General features: G+C 63.3%; 16 protein-coding genes. 7 read left to right on the top strand and 9 right to left on the bottom strand.

What is annotated here, in order from left to right:
- The 5 genes from NKI41_RS19560 to NKI41_RS19540 form a co-directional block, all read right to left on the bottom strand.
- On the bottom strand, positions 1–624 hold a 624-nt coding region (locus NKI41_RS19560), incomplete at its 3' end, for a phosphotransferase (protein ID WP_352684619.1).
- 91 nt (positions 625–715) lie between these two features.
- On the bottom strand, positions 716–1,165 hold the full coding sequence (locus NKI41_RS19555) for a DNA polymerase III subunit chi (protein WP_023719810.1): 450 nt from the start codon (positions 1,163–1,165) through the stop codon (positions 716–718).
- A gap of 38 nt (positions 1,166–1,203) precedes the next feature.
- Positions 1,204–2,700: a leucyl aminopeptidase gene (locus NKI41_RS19550; protein WP_352567432.1), complete on the bottom strand. Its 1,497-nt coding sequence runs from the start codon at positions 2,698–2,700 to the stop codon at positions 1,204–1,206.
- A gap of 49 nt (positions 2,701–2,749) precedes the next feature.
- Positions 2,750–3,133 (bottom strand): VOC family protein, encoded by a 384-nt coding sequence (locus tag NKI41_RS19545; protein ID WP_352471101.1) that lies wholly within the window; start codon positions 3,131–3,133, stop codon positions 2,750–2,752.
- Positions 3,134–3,206: 73 nt separating this feature from the next.
- Positions 3,207–4,373 (bottom strand): flavin-containing monooxygenase, encoded by a 1,167-nt coding sequence (locus NKI41_RS19540; RefSeq protein ID WP_352684618.1) that lies wholly within the window; start codon positions 4,371–4,373, stop codon positions 3,207–3,209.
- A 354-nt stretch (positions 4,374–4,727) separates the two neighbouring features.
- On the opposite strand from NKI41_RS19540, the gene lptF reads away from it, so the two are divergent.
- The 7 genes from lptF to NKI41_RS19505 all read left to right on the top strand — a co-directional run bounded on the left by lptF (position 4,728) and on the right by NKI41_RS19505 (position 12,773).
- The gene (lptF, locus tag NKI41_RS19535; RefSeq protein WP_352471099.1) at positions 4,728–5,930 is read left to right on the top strand and encodes an LPS export ABC transporter permease LptF; all 1,203 of its coding nucleotides are present in this window, start codon (positions 4,728–4,730) and stop codon (positions 5,928–5,930) included.
- Positions 5,927–7,012 carry an LPS export ABC transporter permease LptG gene (gene lptG / locus NKI41_RS19530; protein WP_023677695.1) on the top strand — a complete coding sequence of 362 codons (1,086 nt, stop codon included), beginning with the start codon at positions 5,927–5,929 and terminating at the stop codon, positions 7,010–7,012. The genes lptF and lptG overlap by 4 nt, the downstream gene beginning before the upstream one ends.
- Positions 7,012–9,429, top strand: a complete 2,418-nt coding sequence (locus NKI41_RS19525) for an LPS-assembly protein LptD (protein WP_352542725.1) — start codon at positions 7,012–7,014, stop codon at positions 9,427–9,429. Before lptG ends, NKI41_RS19525 begins: the two co-directional genes overlap by 1 nt.
- 117 nt (positions 9,430–9,546) lie before the next feature.
- On the top strand, positions 9,547–10,473 hold the full coding sequence (locus NKI41_RS19520) for a peptidylprolyl isomerase (protein ID WP_352453231.1): 927 nt from the start codon (positions 9,547–9,549) through the stop codon (positions 10,471–10,473).
- Positions 10,474–10,485: 12 nt separating this feature from the next.
- A complete protein-coding gene (gene pdxA / locus NKI41_RS19515; protein ID WP_352471098.1) occupies positions 10,486–11,505 on the top strand; it encodes a 4-hydroxythreonine-4-phosphate dehydrogenase PdxA in 1,020 nt (339 codons plus the stop codon).
- A gap of 66 nt (positions 11,506–11,571) precedes the next feature.
- Complete coding sequence (gene rsmA / locus NKI41_RS19510; protein ID WP_352684615.1) at positions 11,572–12,405, top strand: 16S rRNA (adenine(1518)-N(6)/adenine(1519)-N(6))-dimethyltransferase RsmA; 834 nt, start codon at positions 11,572–11,574, stop codon at positions 12,403–12,405.
- A gap of 74 nt (positions 12,406–12,479) precedes the next feature.
- Complete coding sequence (locus tag NKI41_RS19505; RefSeq protein ID WP_352471096.1) at positions 12,480–12,773, top strand: DUF1330 domain-containing protein; 294 nt, start codon at positions 12,480–12,482, stop codon at positions 12,771–12,773.
- Here the strand turns inward: NKI41_RS19505 and gmk are convergent, their stop codons facing one another.
- The 4 genes from gmk to fabF form a co-directional block, all read right to left on the bottom strand.
- Entirely contained in the window at positions 12,774–13,430 is a 657-nt protein-coding gene (gene gmk / locus NKI41_RS19500) for a guanylate kinase (RefSeq protein WP_023677701.1), read from the bottom strand.
- A gap of 33 nt (positions 13,431–13,463) precedes the next feature.
- Complete coding sequence (locus tag NKI41_RS19495) at positions 13,464–14,354, bottom strand: YicC/YloC family endoribonuclease (RefSeq protein WP_352471095.1); 891 nt, start codon at positions 14,352–14,354, stop codon at positions 13,464–13,466.
- A gap of 138 nt (positions 14,355–14,492) precedes the next feature.
- On the bottom strand, positions 14,493–15,719 hold the full coding sequence (gene mltG / locus NKI41_RS19490) for an endolytic transglycosylase MltG (RefSeq protein WP_352471094.1): 1,227 nt from the start codon (positions 15,717–15,719) through the stop codon (positions 14,493–14,495).
- 93 nt (positions 15,720–15,812) lie between these two features.
- Positions 15,813–17,075: a beta-ketoacyl-ACP synthase II gene (gene fabF, locus NKI41_RS19485; RefSeq protein ID WP_352454402.1), complete on the bottom strand. Its 1,263-nt coding sequence runs from the start codon at positions 17,073–17,075 to the stop codon at positions 15,813–15,815.
- Between the last annotated feature and the right edge of the window lie 21 nt (positions 17,076–17,096).

Below are 17,096 nucleotides of genomic sequence, written 5' to 3'. Positions count from 1 at the left end.
CGCCATTTGCCCGGTGGCGCCGCCCCATTGCCCCCACCCGGCCGGCCCTTGCAACCGCGTGCAATGGGCCGTCGCCCACACGGCCTCGGCGGCGGCCTTGTCGATGCGGCCGCCGAGCGCCGAGAGCGCGGCTCGGGTCTCGGCGTCGTAGACCGAAAGCCGGCCACCGCGGTGGAAATTATGCTGCCCTGCCGGTGGCCCGTCGGCAGCGTCGATCCGGTAGAGCGCAACCAGAAAGCCGGCCAGCGAACGGGCGAACTCAGTAAGATCGGCAATCAGTCCACCAGCCGCCGGTCTGCCGCCAAGCCAGCGATAGACGGACCAAGGCCATGGATAGCCTTCCCCGGGCGCGCCTTTGGCCAGCGGCACGGGTATCGGCAGAGGCAGGTGAGGCGCCAAGCGGGGCAGCCAGCGATGCTCCTTCTCGACCTGGGCGACATAGGCGGCAGCGCTCGGCAGCCGCACCGACATGCTGTCGCCCAGCCGGAACGTGCGGTTGTCCCAGCCGCCAGGCTCGACCGTCTCTACCGGCAGGTCCGCCCATTTGGGGAACTGCGCGGCAATCAGCCGGCGAACAAGTGCGGCATCTATCGGCATGCCTGGCGTTCGTTCATCGGGCGGCATCGGGCTTGCTCCGGTCTTCTGAATAGCCGGCGGTCCATCTTTTTGTCGTCGCACTCTTGCGGCGCCAGTGATTCCCTTGCCGGCAAATTCTCTAAGCCTTGCGTTCCCAGCGCCGGTCAGGCGTTTGCTGCCAGTAGGTCACGGTGTGGCCGGCCTCCTTCATTGTCTTCCAGTGCGTGCGTGCCGCCTCTAGCTGGGCTGCATCGTGACCGTCGAACAGGAACACGGCGCGCTGGTAGCCGCCAAGCTCCGGCGGCACCGCCCCATCGACCAGGAAGCGTATCTGCGCCTGGTTCGGATTGTCAGGGCCGACGGTCAGAAGCACCGGCTGCTCGGCGGGATGGGCTTCGCGATCCGTTGCGTGGGCCAGGAATGAATCGTCCCGGAAAGTCCACAGATGCTGGTCCAGCGCGTCGCGCCGTTCCTCGGTGCCGGTCTGCACCACGGCACGCCAGCCGCGATCGATACTGCGCTCCAGGAGGCCGGGCAACGCATCCTCCAGCGTCGATTCGGTCAGGTGATAAAACAGAATCTCGGCCATGCGTTCAGTCTACATTGTCGGAGTCCCGCCCCAGCCGCTCATTGCTCGTAATGATCGCGCACCAGCCGGTCGAGCAGCCTGACGCCGAAGCCGGAAGCCCATGACTGGTTGATCTCGTTGGAAGGCGCGCCCATCGCGGTGCCGGCGATGTCGAGATGCGCCCAGGGCGTGTCCTTGACGAAGCGCTGCAGGAACTGCGCGGCGATAATGGCGCCGCCATGGCGGCCGCCGATGTTCTTCATGTCAGCATTCTTGGAATCGATCAGCTTGTCGTATTCGGCACCGAGCGGCATGCGCCACACCCGCTCCTGCGTCGCCTGTCCGGCCGCCGTCAACCGGTCCGCCAACTCGTCATTGTTGGAGAACAGGCCGGCATAATGCTGGCCGAGCGCGACCATGATGGCGCCGGTCAGCGTCGCCAGATTGATCATGAATTTCGGCTGGAAGCGGTCGTTGCAGTACCAGAGCGCATCGGCCAGTACCAGGCGGCCCTCGGCGTCGGTATTGAGCACTTCGATAGTCTGACCCGACATCGAGGTGACAATGTCGCCGGGTCGCTGAGCGTGGCCGTCGACGGCATTTTCAACCAGCCCGACAATGCCGACGACATTGACCTTCGCCTTGCGCGCGGCCAGCGCGTGCATCAGGCCGGTGACGGCAGCAGCGCCGCCCATGTCGCCCTTCATGTCCTCCATGCCCGACGCCGGCTTGATCGAATTGCCGCCGGTGTCGAAGGTGACGCCCTTGCCGACGAAGGCGACCGGGCTTTCCTTGGCCTTGCCGCCGTCCCACCGCATGACCGCGATGCGGGCGCCACGCGGCGAACCCTGCGCTACGCCCAGCAGCGAACCCATGCCGAGCTTCTTCATCTCCTTCTCGGCCAGGATCTCGACCGTGACGCCGAGCGCCTCCAGTTCGGCGATGCGGGCGGCGAATTCCACCGGTCCCAAAACATTGGCCGGTTCATTGACCAAATCGCGCGCCAGCAAGACGCCGTCGATCACCGCCGCTTCATCGGCGAAGGCCTTCTTTGCAGCTGCCGGATCGGCGGTGTGAATAGTCACCTTGACCGGCTTTTTTGGCTCGCGCCTGTCGTCACCATTGTTCTTTTTGGTCTTGTATTTGTCGAAGGAATAGCTGCGCAGCAGGATGCCCGCTGCAAGCTGAACGGCTTGCCTGCCGCTGACGGCCGCACCGGGAAGATCGAGCACGACGGCCACTTCGGTTGCCTTGCGAAAGGATGCGGCAATCGTGCCGCCGAGCTTCAGCCAGGCGTAATCATCGAGATTGGAGCTCTTGCCGGCACCGACCGCCACCAGCCGCTCGATCGATGTCCCTTCCGGTGCCAGCACTTCGACCAGGCTGGCGAATTTGCCGGTGAAGTCGGCGACCGGAAAAGCCCGCTCGAGGGTCTTTGCCGGATCGCAAGCCCTGGCGGCATCGCTGAGGCCGCCCTCGTCGGTCACCAGAACGAAAACGCTGCCTTTTTTGGGCGCGGCGAATTTGGCAAAGGCGATCGAGGGTCTCGAATTCATCATGTCCTGCTTTCGGGGAAGTGAGTTGGATTATTGCGAGAAACGTTCGTCAGTGAGCGGCGGGTTGAAACAGCTCGATAACATTGCCCGATGGATCTTCGAGCAGCGTCTGGGAACCGCCGACGCCCGTTATGATATCGTTGCGAAAGACAAGTCCAGCACTCTTGAGGCGCGCAACCTCTTCTTTCAGGTCCGGCACCACCAACAGGATGCGATTCCAACCTCCCGGCACCGGCTGCCGGCCATCCGGCATCGCCCGTGCACCCGAACTGCCGGGGCCGCTTAGAAGGAGCCGTAAAGCGCCGCGTGTCACGGAAGCAAAAGCCGGTCGCGCGTCCTGTTCAACAGCGAAGCCCAGATGTCCACAGTAGAAGTCGATCGAGGCGGCGACATCATCGACCATGTAGCGAATGCTGACTGGCGTCATGACCATTGACCTTTCGGTTCGAGCACCTTTCAACAAGGCGTGTCTATTGCGGGCGGAACAGTCGGCATAGTCCGGCTCATCATCGCTGCTTGACAATCCGCGCCGCTATCGCTCTGGCCTGAATGCGGGCGTTAGCGAAACAACCGCGAATGCTCGGCCGCATGCCGGTAAACCACAGACCGGGCAATTTCGGATCGGCATCGCCGCCGTTGAAAAGCGGAACGCCCTTGCCGTCGAGAACGCCGAGCTTGCCGAACATCTGCTCCAGACCGGTGCGATAGCCGGTCGCCGCAATGACGATATCGGGCGTGATCGACCTGCCGTCATTCAATACGATGCCGTCGTGGGTAAATTCCCGCAATGGTGGCACCACCACGATCGTGCCTGCCTTTATGGCGCGAACCGCGCCGTCATCGGCTGCGATCGCGGTGTAGTCGGCGCTCAGACGGCTCGCACCGCCTATGGGAGCCGGCGGAAGCCCAAATTTCGTCAGGTCGCCGAAAACCAGGCGCTGGGTTGTCGCCATCACCGCATCGGCCAGCCGCACCGGCAAGCTCGCCATCAACGGTGAAAGCCTGTGGACGGCGACCTTGCCGATGCGTTTCGGCAGCAGCGACGGGCCGTTGCGGGCCGACAGCCAGATGCCTTGGGCATCTGCATTCGCAAGATGGTTGAGTGCGTCGAACCCCGAATTGCCGGCTCCGACGACCAGCACCCTTTTGCCGACGTAGTCCTTCGCCTCGCCAAAATCGGCCGAATGGATAATCCGGCCTGCAAAATCCTTCATGCCTTTCCACGCAGGAATAAACGGCTGCCGATCGCGCCCGGTGGCGACGACGACATGACGCGCCAGACGACGTCCGGCGTTCGTCCGCACGGTCCAGTGATCGCCGTCGAACGTGATCTCTTCAACGGCAACGCCGAATGCGACCGGCAGACCATGCGCCTGGCTGAAATCGTTCAGATGGCGAATGACGGCCGATTTATGCGGAAAAGCCGGGGTGCCTGCGGGATAGCCGATGCCGGGCAGCGTCGAGAGATCGCGATGCGTATTGAGGTGCAGCCGCTGGTGCCGCCGATGCCAGGGTTCAGCAAGCCGGCTCTCCTTTTCCAGGACGAGCGTCGGTACGCCGGCCTTCATCAAGGCGTGGGCGGCGGCAAGGCCGGCCGCGCCGGCGCCGACCACGATCGCGCCGTCAAAGACGGTTTCCCGACCGGTTTGACCGCGCAATTTTTCCGCTTCCATGCTGGGACTCAACAGATCCTGACCCGTCTTATCACGCCGCGGCGGTCGCGACCGGCGCGACATTTGGTCGTTTTGCCGCATTTGACAAGACTTTGGCCGAAATCGCTCCCATATGCGATATCGAACCATCCACGATTCGTCGCGGCACGGCCCCGCTTCCCGCCGCAACCTGTTGTTAACCAACAATGTTCGCCCTTTCTTATCCATTGCCGCCGACACTCCGGCCCAGCGGAATTTGCGATCCGGGACAGAACCCAGATCGAACCGCCAAACTGAGCCAGTTGTGCAGCCGGCGCCGGACGACTACCTTGTTCCAAGGCATGATGCCGTTCGAAATCGCCGAGAAAAGCCTTCATGAAGGTCGTTGAACGTTACATCATGCGCCGTGCTTTCGCGGTATTCGCGCTGGCGCTCGTCTGGACGCTGGCGATCGTCTGGACGACTCAGGTGCTCGCCCGCATCGACCTCGTCACCGATAGCGGTCAGTCGGCCCTCACCTTCTTCGAAGTCGCAGCGCTGATCATCCCGACGATCGTTCCGATCGTCGTGCCGTTCGCCCTGGTGGTCGCGGTCGCCCAGATCCTCAGCGTGATGAATTCGGATTCGGAGCTGGCCGTCATCAATGCCGCCGGCGCTTCACGCTGGACCATCGTCAGGCCGATCATGCTTCTGGCACTTGCAGCCAGCGTTTTTTCCTTCGCCGTCGACAATGGCGTCGACCCTTACGCACGGCAGAAGAACCGCGAGTTGATTGCGTCATCGCGTGCCGATCTGTTGTCGTTGATCATCCAGGAAGGCACCTTCCGCAAGATCGACGACGGCCTGTTCCTGCAGGTTGGCGAACGGCTTCCCGACAACCGCCTCGGCGGCATCTTCGTCGCCGATTCGCGCGAAGAAGGCGTCAATCTCATCTACTACGCCAAGACCGGCAGCATCATCGAACGCGGCGACGAGAAGGTGCTGATGATGAATGACGGCGTCATCCATCGCAAAACCATGACCGGCGACCTCTCGGTGATCCGGTTCACCTCCTACGCCTTCGACTTGTCCGCTTTCATGTCGGCATCATCTGACATCCTGCTTTTGCCGAAGGACCGGACGACCCAGTATCTGCTCAATCCCAGTCCGAACGACAAGATGTACCAGCAAAAGCCGAACAGGTACCTGGCCGAGCTCAACCAGCGTTTTTCCGAGTGGTCCTATTCGCTCGTCTTCGCGCTGATCGCGCTCGCCGTTGCCGGAGATGCGCGCTCGCATCGCGAGGCGCGTGTGCACCCGCTGATCACGGCAATCGCGATCGCGCTGTTCGTGCGCTGGCTCGGGTTCTTTGCCGCCGGCAAGGCCGACAAGGTGCCGCAATATGCCTATATGGTCTACGGCGTCCCGATCGTGGCATCGGCGATCGCCATCTGGTTCATTGTTTCCAACCGGACCATGGAACTGCCGGTTGCCTGGGCCGATTGGATAACCAATCTTGCCGGCCGCTTCAGTGACGGCTGGAGCGCCATCAAGCTCCGTTTTGCCGGGCGTGGCGCATCCGGACAGGGAGCCGGCTGATGGGCTGGACTCTGGGTCGGTACTTCTTCTTTCGCTATGTGACGATCACCATCTGGTTCTTCATCGGCCTCTTGGCGCTGGTGTTCCTGATCGATTTCACCGAGCTTTCCGGCCGCACGACCGGCGTGCCGGGCTTCACCTACGCAACTGCGTTCGCCATTTCGGGGCTCAGGATGCCGATGATCATGCTGCAGACGGTGCCGTTCGTCGGCCTGTTCTCGGCGATGGCGACGTTGGTGTCGCTCAACCGCAAATACGAATTGGTCATTGCCCGTTCCGCCGGGGTTTCCGCATGGCAATTCCTGCTGCCGTGCTGCATCGGGGCGCTGCTGTTTGGAGCCTTGTCGGTCGGCGTCATCAATCCGGTAGCCGCGCACGCCTATTCCTGGTCCGAGGAGATCGAGACCCAGCTCCGTTCGGGCAAGTCGAACAGCGTCTCGGCCGATGCTGCGCCCTGGATCAGGCAGAAAACCAACGCCGGCGACACCATCATCGGCGCGCGCGCCATTCTCAATCAAGGCCTGGAGATGGCCGACGCGGTCTTCTTCAGCTTCAGCCCGCAAGGCGACATCATCGAGCGCAAGGATGCGGCGCGCGCCTTTTTGCGGGACGGCTACTGGGAATTGCAGGACGTCAAGGTGTTCCGGGACGGTACCATCCAGTCGTTACCCAGCGATCGGCTGCCGACCAATCTCAAGCCGGAATTCGTGCAAGAGCGGTTGGCGCGCCCTGAGACCATTCCCTTCTACGATCTGCCCGGCAAGATCGAAGTGGCCCGCTCCTTCGGCCTCAAGGCAAATGCCTTCGCCATGCAGTTCAATTCCCTGATTGCGCTGCCCTTCCTGCTTGTCGCGATGACGCTGATTGCGGCAACGGTATCAATGCGATTTGCGAGGATGGGGCAGTCGGCAACGATGATTCTGGGTGGCATCGTGGCCGGGTTTCTGCTTTATGTCGTTTCGGTGCTGGTCAAGGCATTCGGCGTAGCGGGATTCGTACCCACGGCCGTAGCGGCTTGGGTCCCGGTTGTCGTGGCTATGTTCTTCGGGGTGACATTCCTGCTATACAAGGAAGACGGCTAGTGAGGGAGGCGGTTTTGCGCAGCCATAGGCACGCCGGTTTGGCACGCCTCTCTGCGGCGAGCGCCTTGGCATGCCTGCTTGCCAGCGCCGCCCCGGTTGCTCCGGCTTTCGCCCAGGACGTCAGTGAGCTGGCAACGAAGGTTCCGAGCGGCACGCAGATGCTGTTGGCAGCCGATACGCTGGTCTACGACAACGACAAGCAGACAGTGACGGCCGTCGGTGGCGTCCAGATCGACTACGGCGGCAACCGTCTCGTCGCCCAGCGGGTCGAATACAACCGCAACACCAAACGCCTCGTCGCCAGCGGCAATGTCGAACTCGTCAATAGCGACGGCACCAAAATCTATTCGCAACATGCCGACATCACTGACGATTTCGCCGACGGCTTCGTCAACGCGCTGCGGGTCGAGACCATAGACAAGGCGTATTTCGCCGCCGAAAGCGCGGAGCGCATGGGCGGCGTGCTGACGACGTTCCACAATGGCGTCTACACCGCCTGCGAGCCGTGCGAGGACAAGCCCGACAAAGCGCCGACCTGGCGTATCAAGGCCAGGAAGATCATCTGGAACGGCGAGAAGAAGACGGTTCGCTTCGAGAACTCGAATTTCGAGTTCTTCGGCTTTCCGCTGGCCTATCTGCCGGCTTTCGAGATCGCCGACCCAACGGTCAAGCGCAAGAGCGGCTTCCTGATCCCCGGCGTCGCCTACAAGAGCGATCTCGGCGTCGGTGTTAAAGTCCCCTATTATTTCGCGCTCTCGCCGACCTACGATCTCACTGTCACTGGCAGCGGCTATACCAAGCAAGGTTTCCTCGGTGAGGCCGAGTGGAGGCAGCGCTTCAACAACGGTCAGTACAGCCTGAAGATTGCGGGCATCCGGCAGGAGAATCCCGACGCCTTCATCGACGACAATGGCCACAACGTGAATTCGGGTACCGAAGGCGACCCGAACAGGTTCCGCGGCATGATGGGCACCCAGGGCCAGTTCGCCATCAACCCGCGCTGGGACTTCGGCTGGGACATCCTGCTGCAGAGCGACAAGAATTTCGCGCGCACCTACGACATCGATGGCTTCAACGATAGCGTGCACCGCTCCGAGGTGTACCTGACGGGGCTCAACGATCGCAATTACTTCGACGTGCGCGCCATGCACTTCGAGGTTCAGGAAGACACGCTCGCCAGCGATCCGACTGCACGCGCCGCCAAGCAGCCCTGGGTGCTACCCTCGCTCGACTACGCCTATATCCCCGACATGCCGGTGGCCGGCGGGCAGCTGTCGTTCGACGTCAACGCGCGGGTCATTGACCGCGACAGGCTCGATACGGCTCTTGCAAATTCGGGCATCCCTTCGTCCGTCAACAACGTTCGCGGCATCGACGGTCAATCCGGGCGCCTTACCGCGGAAGCCGAATGGAAGCGCACCTTCACCACCGATGGCGGGCTGCTGCTGACACCGCTCCTGGCGCTGCGGGGCGACGCCGGCTACGTCAACGCCTCCTCGGCCTCGCTCGACGCCGTCAACCAGATGGCGACCAATCTCGGCGTCGAGGACGATATGCGTTCATCGCTTGCCCGCTACATGGCGACCGCCGGCCTTGAGATGCGCTGGCCGGTGCTGTTTTCGATGACCAGTTCCAGCCATGTCTTCGAACCGATGGCGCAGGTATTCATGCGTCCGAACGAGCAATATGTCGGCGGGCTGGCGGTCCCCAACGAGGACGCCCAGAGCTTCGTCTTCGACGCCACGACGCTGTTCGAGCGCGACAAATTCTCGGGCTATGACCGCATGGAAGGCGGCACACGCGCCAATGTCGGGCTGCGCTATTCCGGCGCATATGACAATGGCTGGGGCACCAATGCGGTGTTCGGCCAATCCTACCAGCTGGGCGGCCAGAACTCGTTCGGCACGCCGGACCTGGTCAATGTCGGCGCCTATTCAGGCCTTGAAACTGCAACCTCCGACTATGTCGGCCTTGTCGGCTTCAACAGCCCCAGCGGGTTTTCCGGCTCGGTCAGCGGCCGTTTCGACGAGCAAAGCTTCGAGATCCGCCGCGCTGAGGTAAAGGCCGCCTTTTCAGGCCTGCCGGTATCGCTGAGCGCCAAATACGCCTTCATCCAGGCGCAGCCACTCTATGGCTTCTCAACCGATCGCCATGAGGTTACGCTCGGCGCCTCGACACATCTTGCCGAGAATTGGCGCGTCTTTGGCACCGGCACATATGATCTGGAGCAGAGCGTTCTGGTCAAGGACGGGGTCGGCTTTGCCTATAGTGATTCGTGCTTTACCTATTTGATGACGTTTTCGGAAAGACGTGACCTGAACACCAAGGAAGTATCGCAGAACGTCGGCTTCAACCTGTCGTTCCGCACGCTCGGCGATTTCGGCTCGTCGCAACGCTCCATCGACACCATTCAATAACGGGCAGCGGTCGGCAACGGGGCGGCTGGCGGACGACATTGTTTCGCCGCATAGAGCAGGCACGAATTTTGACGGCCTGAACTGGGATAGGTTCGGCTGAATCGGGATGGAATTGGGATGCTTTCGATGAGGAAATACCTCTTTTCGGCAGGGTTCGCGCTGCTGGTGGCGTTCTCGACCACCGCGGTGACACGGCCAGTTTTCGCCACCGAGATCAAATACGTCGTCAACAATATACCGATCACCACCGGCGACATCCAGCATCGGGCCGCTTTCCTGCGCCTGCAGCACAGAAAGGGCGATGCCGGCCAGGAAATGATCGACCAGACGCTGCGCCTGGCCGAAGCCCGGCGGCTCGGCATCCGCATCAGCGACGAGCAGGTCGATGCCGCTTATCAGCGTTTCGCCACCAGCAACAAGATGCCGCTCAAGCAGCTTGACGGCGCGATGGCGCAATCCGGCGTCACCAAGGAGCATTTCAAGGACTTTATCCGGGCGCAGATGGCCTGGAACCAGGCGCTGACGGCGCGTCACCGTTCTAGCGACGGCGGCGGCGCCATGAGCGAGCAGGACCTCGTCAAGCGCATGCTCGAAAAAGGCGGCAGCAAACCGAGCGCCACAGAGTACATGCTGCAGCAGGTCATCTTCGTGGTGCCGGCGGCCGAGCGCAGCGCGACGCTGGCCAAGCGCAAACGCGAAGCCGACGCTATGCGCGCCCGCTTCAACGGCTGCAACACCACGCGCGAATTCGCCAAGGGCCTGATCGATGTCACCGTTCGCGATCTCGGCCGGGTGCTGGCGCCGCAATTGCCGGCGGACTGGGCCGAGCAGATAAAGGCTACAAAGGTCGGCGGCGCCACCACGACGCGCGAAACCGACCGCGGTGTCGAATTCATCGGCATCTGCTCGTCGCGCGAAGTGTCAGACGACAAAGCCGCGCAGATGGTGTTCCAGAGTGAAGGTTCGAGCGACAAGAACGCCGACGAACTCTCGAAGAAATATGTCGAGGAGTTGCGGAAGAAAGCCCGCATAATCGAGCGCTGAAGTCGACGCGCCGTGGCTGACGCAGAGCTTCCGCTGGCGTTGAGCGTCGGCGATCCGTCCGGCGTGGGGCCGGACATCGCCATCGCTGCTTGGCAGGCCCGCGAAAGCGCTGGCGTTCCGTCATTTTATCTCCTTGCCGATCCGGCACTGATTGCCGCGCGAGCGCACAGGCTCGGCACCGATATCGCGATTGCCGAGACGACGCCGGCGTTAGCGCCGGGGGTGTTTTCGCGCGCGCTGCCGGTGGTGGCGCTTGCTGCCCGTTTCGTCGACAGTCCCGGCCGCCCGGATCCAGCCAACGCCGCCGGCATCATCGAGGCGATCGACCGCGCAGTTGCCGACTGCCTGGCCGGCCGCGCCGCCGCAGTCGTCACCTGCCCCATTGCCAAGAAGCCGCTCTACGACGCCGGCTTTCGCTTTCCCGGCCACACCGAATATCTGGCGCATCTGGCATCGCTTCACACCGGCACCGAAGTGATACCGGTGATGCTGCTTGCCGGACCGGACCTGCGCACCGTGCCGGTCACCATCCACATCGCGCTGGCCGAGGTGCCGAAAGCGCTGACCACGGACCTTATCGTCGCCACCGGCCGCATCACCGCCGCCGACCTTGCGAACCGCTTCGGAATTGCCAAGCCGCGGCTCGCCATTGCCGGCCTCAACCCGCATGCCGGCGAAGGCGGCACCATGGGCACCGAAGACGAGCGGATCGTGCGCCCGGCGGTCGACCGGCTGAGGCAGGAAGGGATCGACGCCTTCGGGCCGTTGCCGGCCGACACGCTGTTTCATGCTCGCGCCCGCGCCGGCTACGACGTGGCGCTCTGTATGTATCACGACCAGGCGCTGATCCCGGCCAAGGCGCTGGCGTTTGACGAGGCGGTCAACGTCACGCTCGGCCTGCCCTTCGTCCGCACCTCGCCCGACCACGGCACCGCCTTCGATATCGCCGGCAAGGGCATCGCCCGTGCCGGCAGCCTGATTGCAGCGCTGAAACTCGCTCGCGTTCTTGCCGATACCGGGAAAAGGCCGTAGGCCCTGAGCCCAATCAGCCAAATTCGACGGCCTTAACCGATGAGCCCGCCTGATGAGCCCAGCCCGATGAGCATAGACGGCCTGCCGCCACTGCGCGAGGTGATCGAGCGCCATGGGCTGCAGGCGAAAAAGGCGCTGGGCCAGAATTTTCTGCTCGACCTTAACCTGACAAGCAAGATTGCGCGAACCGCCGGCGACCTGAGCGACGTTACGGTTATCGAGGTCGGTCCCGGTCCGGGCGGGCTGACCCGGGCCCTGCTCCTCAACGGCGCCCGGCGGGTCGTCGCCATCGAGCGCGACGAGCGCTGCCTGGCGGCCCTGGCCGAGATCTCGAACCACTATCCGGGCCGGCTAGAGATCGTAGCCGGCGATGCGCTGAAAACCGATTTTGCAGCGCTTGCTAAAGGGGAAAGCGGCGGGCCGACGAAAATCGTCGCCAACCTGCCCTACAATATCGGCACCGAATTGCTGATCCGCTGGCTGACCGTCACCGAGTGGCCGCCCTTCTACACATCGATGACACTGATGTTCCAGCGCGAGGTCGCCGAACGCATTGCAGCCAGCCCCGGAAGCGATGCCTATGGTCGGCTCGGCGTGCTGGCAGGCTGGCGGACGGAGGCGAGGATTGCCTTCGACGTGCCGCCGCAGGCGTTCACGCCGCCACCCAAGGTGACGTCCTCGGTGGTGCATCTGGTGCCGCGCGCCAGCCCCTTGCCGGCAGAGGTGAAACGGCTCAGCCGCGTCACCGAAGCGGCGTTTGGCCAGCGCCGGAAAATGCTGCGGCAGAGCGTGAAAAGCCTCGGCGGCGAGGCGCTGCTTGCCCATGCCGGCATCGATCCGACCAGGCGCGCCGAGACGCTGAGCGTCGAGGAGTTCGTTCGCCTGACCAACGCGGTGTGATGCCGGGACGCGTCTGCGTGGAATTTCCGCTCTCACGGCATAGATAGCCGGACAAACCTGCCCGGAGACAAGCAATGGCCGCCTATGTCATTTCCGACGTCACGATCCGCGACGCAGAGGCGATCGAAGCTTATCGCATCCGCGCGGCTGCCCCCATCGCCCAGCACGGCGGGCGCTATCTGGTACGCGGTGGCAAGGTGGAAATGTTGGAAGGCGACTGGTCTCCCGGGCCGCTGATCATCGTCGAATTCCCCGACATGGACACGGCGCGGCGCTGGTATCGCTCGGCCGAATACGCCGCTGCATTGGAGCTGCGCGACGCCGCGCTCAGCCGCAATCTGATCCTGGTCGAGGGGATAGCGCGTTGATCAATCCGTCTTCTCGTCGAGCAGCCCCGAGACGAAATCGAACAGGCCGGGCCGGCGATCGCGTCTGAGCCGTTCGGCGGTGACGATGCCGCGCACCTCGGCGAAAGCGCGGTCGAGATCGTCGTTGACGATGACGAAATCATATTCCTTCCAGTGCTCGATCTCGTTGCGGGCGTTCTTGAGCCGCGTCTCGATCACCGCTTCCTGGTCCTCGGCGCGACGCTTCAGCCGCGCCTTCAATTCCTTCATCGATGGCGGCAGGATGAATATCGAGACGATGTCGGCGCGCATCTTCTCCTTGAGCTGCTGAGCGCCTTGCCAGTCGATGTCGAACAGCATGTCGCGGCCTTCGGCCAGCGCCTGTTCAGCCGGCTCGCGCGGCGTCGCGTAGCAATTGCCGTGCACCTCCGCCCATTCGAGCAGCGCATCGGAATCGCGCAGCCGCTCGAACTCGCGCATGGTACGGAAATGGTAATGGACGCCCTCGATCTCGCTGCCGCGGCGTGGCCGCGTGGTGACCGAGACCGACAATTCCAGGCTGGAATCGCTCTCCAGCAGATTGCGCGCAATCGTCGACTTGCCGGCGCCTGACGGCGACGACAAGACCAGCATCAGCCCGCGGCGCCGAATGCGGGAACCCACATCCCTAGCGGTCATGGGGCTTGGCAGTCATGTGGCTTGGCATCGGGATCATTCCAGATTCTGGACCTGTTCGCGAAACTGGTCGACGACCGCCTTCAGTTCCAGCCCGATGGCGGTGACCGCGGCAGCATTCGACTTGGAACACAGCGTATTCGATTCGCGGTTGAATTCCTGTGCCAAGAAATCGAGCTTGCGGCCGATGGCGCCGCCGCCGCCGAGCAGCGCCCGGCCTGACGCCACATGTGTCTTCAGCCGGTCGATCTCCTCGCGTATGTCGGCCTTGGTGGCCAGGAACGCCGCTTCCATATGCAGCCGGCTGGCGTCCAGGTTGGCAGACGCGTCCATCAACAGGCGGATCTGCTCGGCGAGCCTTTCGCGGATCGTGGCCGGTTCGCGTGATGGATCGGCCTCGGCCCGCAGCGTCAGCGCCTCGATGGCATCGATATGGCCGGACAGCAGGGAACGAAGTGCCGCACCTTCGCCCTGGCGCGCCTGGTGCAGCCCGTTCAGTGCTGCTTCCAGCGCCGACAGTATTGCGGTATCGAGCGCACTGCGCGCCTCTTCGGTTTCGATGGTTTCGGGAATGTCGAGGACGCCGCGCAGCGCAAGCAGGCCGTCGGCCGCCGCAGGGGCTACTCCGAACTGCTCCTGCAGCCGCTTGGCCAAGCCCGCCAGATCCTTCAGGAAAGCCTCGTTGACCACGGGTTGCGCTTGCGCGCCGGCGGCGCGGCCAATGGTCAGCGTCATCTGGAAATTGCCGCGCGCAAAACGCTTCTGCACCGTCTGCCGGACGGCCGGCTCCAACCGGTCGAAACCTTGCGGCAGCCGCAGCCTGACCTCGACGCTTTTGCCGTTGACGGACTTGGCTTCCCAGGCAATCGAAGTGCCGTCGTGTTCGGCGACACTGCGCGCAAAACCGGTCATGCTCTGCAAGTTCATGTAGCCGTGCGTCCCTTTGCCGAATGCCCCTCAAGCCGGAGCGATTTTCTCCGGACAGGACCATGTGAATTTCAATGCCATGGCAGCCCTTGCACATCCACCCGGATATGCACAGGGCCAAACTGATGGCGTCCGGCCCTACTGGGCGGCGGTGGGGCCTGCATCGTCAACGATGGCTCCCGCCGGCGTGTCGGCTCCGGTATTGGTTGCTCCGGCCTTGGCGGCGTCCTGCGCCTGCTTTTTCAGCAGTGCCCGGTAGCGAGCGACATTCTCGTTATGCTCATCGAGCGTCGAGGCAAAGACGTGCCCGCCGCTGCCGTCGGCGACGAAGTAGAGATCGCTGGTCTTCGACGGATTGGCGACAGCCTCCAGCGCCGCACGGCCGGGATTGGCGATCGGCGTCGGCGGTAACCCGTTGATCAGATAGGTGTTGTAGGGCGTCGGCTTCTGGATGTCCGACTGATAGATCGGGCGGTCGATGGGTTTGCCTTTGCCGCCGAACAGGCCGTAGATGATGGTCGGGTCCGACTGCAGCCGCATACCCTTGGCCAGCCGGTTGAGGAAGACGGCGGCTACGCGCGAGCGTTCATCGCCCTTGCCGGTCTCCTTCTCGACGATAGAGGCCAGGGTGACAAAATCCTCAACGTTGGCGATCGGCAGATCCGGCGCTCGGCGTTGCCAGACCTCGTCGACCAGCTTCTTCTGGTCGGCCAGAAGCTTGTCGACCATCTGCTGGCGTGTTGCGCCGCGGGTGAAACGCAGCGTGTCGGTGGCGAGGCTGCCCTCAGGTGGAGTGGTCGACGGCATATCGCCGGTCAGCGCGTCCTGCTCGGCGATCCGTTGCAGCGCCTGCTCGACCGTCAGCCCCTCGGGGATGGTCAGCGAATACATCACCGACTTGCCGCTCTTCAGCAGTTCCATGATATCGTGCATCGACGCCTGCGGCTTGATCTCGTATTCGCCGGCCTTCAGGGCGGAATCATTGCCGAAGGCGCGCACGCCAAGGCGGAAAATGCGGGCGTCGCTGATCAGCCCTCGCCGCTCAAGCTGGTCGGCGATCTCCTGGACGCCGCTATTCGGCTTGACCAGGAAAGTGTCGCCATTGGCCGACGGGCCGGGCTCGTTGAACTCCTGCTTGCCGAAATACAGCGCAACGCCTGCCGCCAGCACCATCAGCATCACCGAAGAGATGACGAAGTTCATGAACACGACGAACTGGCTGCGCGAGGCACGCGAGCGCTTCGGCGGCGGCGTGCCGGCCTCGGGCCGCAACGCCTCGCTGGCCGTCTTCGGCACGATCGGGCCGGGCGTGGGCGTTGCTGGCCGTTGCCCGAATTCCCCGTTATCGGCCGGATTTGTGTTCATAGCGCCCTACCATTTGATCTTGCGACGAATCCCCTCGGGCAGAGTAGGGGCGAATATGGCAAAATTGACGGCAGACGGAAACCGGCAGAGCGGTCAGCCATTGTAGCGCTGGAAGACGAGCGAGGCGTTGGTGCCACCGAAGCCGAAGGAGTTGGACAGCGCCACGTCTATCTGCCGGGCCCGCGGCTTGTGCGGCACCAGGTCGATCGCCGTTTCGCGCTCCGGATTGTCAAGATTGATGGTCGGCGGCGCGATGTTGTCGCGAATGGCGAGGATCGAAAAGATCGCCTCGGCAGCACCAGCCGCGCCCAGCAGGTGGCCAATCGACGATTTGGTCGACGACATCGATATCTTCGAGGCGGCGTTGCCGACCAGCCGCTCGACGGCGCCGAGTTCGATCGTATCGGCCATGGTCGAGGTGCCGTGCGCGTTGATGTAGTCGACATCGGCCGGCGTCAGCTTCGCCCGGTTCAGCGCCGCGGTCATGCAACGGAAAGCGCCGTCGCCGTCCTCGGCAGGCGCGGTGATGTGATAGGCGTCGCCGGTCAGACCGTAGCCGGTGACCTCGGCATAGATCTTGGCGCCGCGGGCCTTGGCGTGTTCGAGCTCCTCGAGCACGACAACACCGGCGCCCTCGCCCATGACGAAGCCGTCGCGATCGCGATCATAGGGGCGTGAGGCCGTTTGTGGCGCATCGTTGCGCTCGGTGGAGAGCGCGCGGCAAGCGGCGAACCCGGCGACCGACAGTCTCGTCACCGGCGCTTCGGCGCCGCCTGCGACCATAACGTCGGCATCGCCCCAGATGATCAGCCGGGCGGCATCGCCGATGGCGTGCGCACCGGTCGAGCAAGCGGTGACGACGGCATGGTTGGGGCCTTTCAGCCCATGCCGGATCGAGACCTGACCGGAGACGAGGTTGATGATCTGGCCAGGGATGAAGAATGGGCTGATGCGGCGCGGACCGCGTTCCTTGAGGATCATCGCATTCTCGGCGATGCCTTCGATGCCGCCGATGCCCGAACCGATCAGCACGCCGGTGGCGCACTGTTCCTCATGCGTCTTCGGCTGCCAGCCGGAATCCTTGAGTGCTTCGTCGGCGGCCGCGATCCCGTACAGAATGAAGTCGCCGATCTTGCGCAGTTCCTTCGGCTCGAGAACGGCTTCAGGATTGAAAGTGGCATTGGAGCCGTCACCGCGCGGAATGACGTGGGCGACCTTGCAGGCAAGGTCTTCCACCTCGAATTCGGTGATGCGCTTGGCTGCGCTGCGGCCGGTCAGAAGCTCCTTCCAGCTGTGCTCGAAGCCCATGCCGAACGGCGAAAGCAGCCCAAGGCCCGTGACGACGACACGCCTCATCGCAGGTCCTCCCCGGTGATG

Source organism: Mesorhizobium sp. M0601, assembly GCF_040320845.1.
Classification (GTDB): domain Bacteria; phylum Pseudomonadota; class Alphaproteobacteria; order Rhizobiales; family Rhizobiaceae; genus Mesorhizobium.
Note: the sequence above shows the minus strand (reverse complement) of the source record. Positions and strands in the feature narration are given on the sequence as shown.

Bases quoted from the DNA above. Each gene is read 5' to 3' on its own strand.
- NKI41_RS19555 (WP_023719810.1), bottom strand. From the start codon at position 1,165: ATGGCCGAGATTCTGTTTTATCACCTGACCGAATCGACGCTGGAGGAT.
- NKI41_RS19550 (WP_352567432.1), bottom strand. From the start codon at position 2,700: ATGAATTCGAGACCCTCGATCGCCTTTGCCAAATTCGCCGCGCCCAAA.
- NKI41_RS19545 (WP_352471101.1), bottom strand. From the start codon at position 3,133: ATGGTCATGACGCCAGTCAGCATTCGCTACATGGTCGATGATGTCGCC.
- NKI41_RS19540 (WP_352684618.1), bottom strand. From the start codon at position 4,373: ATGGAAGCGGAAAAATTGCGCGGTCAAACCGGTCGGGAAACCGTCTTT.
- lptF (WP_352471099.1), top strand. From the start codon at position 4,728: ATGAAGGTCGTTGAACGTTACATCATGCGCCGTGCTTTCGCGGTATTC.
- NKI41_RS19520 (WP_352453231.1), top strand. From the start codon at position 9,547: ATGCTTTCGATGAGGAAATACCTCTTTTCGGCAGGGTTCGCGCTGCTG.
- rsmA (WP_352684615.1), top strand. From the start codon at position 11,572: ATGAGCATAGACGGCCTGCCGCCACTGCGCGAGGTGATCGAGCGCCAT.
- NKI41_RS19505 (WP_352471096.1), top strand. From the start codon at position 12,480: ATGGCCGCCTATGTCATTTCCGACGTCACGATCCGCGACGCAGAGGCG.
- gmk (WP_023677701.1), bottom strand. From the start codon at position 13,430: ATGACCGCTAGGGATGTGGGTTCCCGCATTCGGCGCCGCGGGCTGATG.
- NKI41_RS19495 (WP_352471095.1), bottom strand. From the start codon at position 14,354: ATGAACTTGCAGAGCATGACCGGTTTTGCGCGCAGTGTCGCCGAACAC.
- mltG (WP_352471094.1), bottom strand. From the start codon at position 15,719: ATGAACACAAATCCGGCCGATAACGGGGAATTCGGGCAACGGCCAGCA.
- fabF (WP_352454402.1), bottom strand. From the start codon at position 17,075: ATGAGGCGTGTCGTCGTCACGGGCCTTGGGCTGCTTTCGCCGTTCGGC.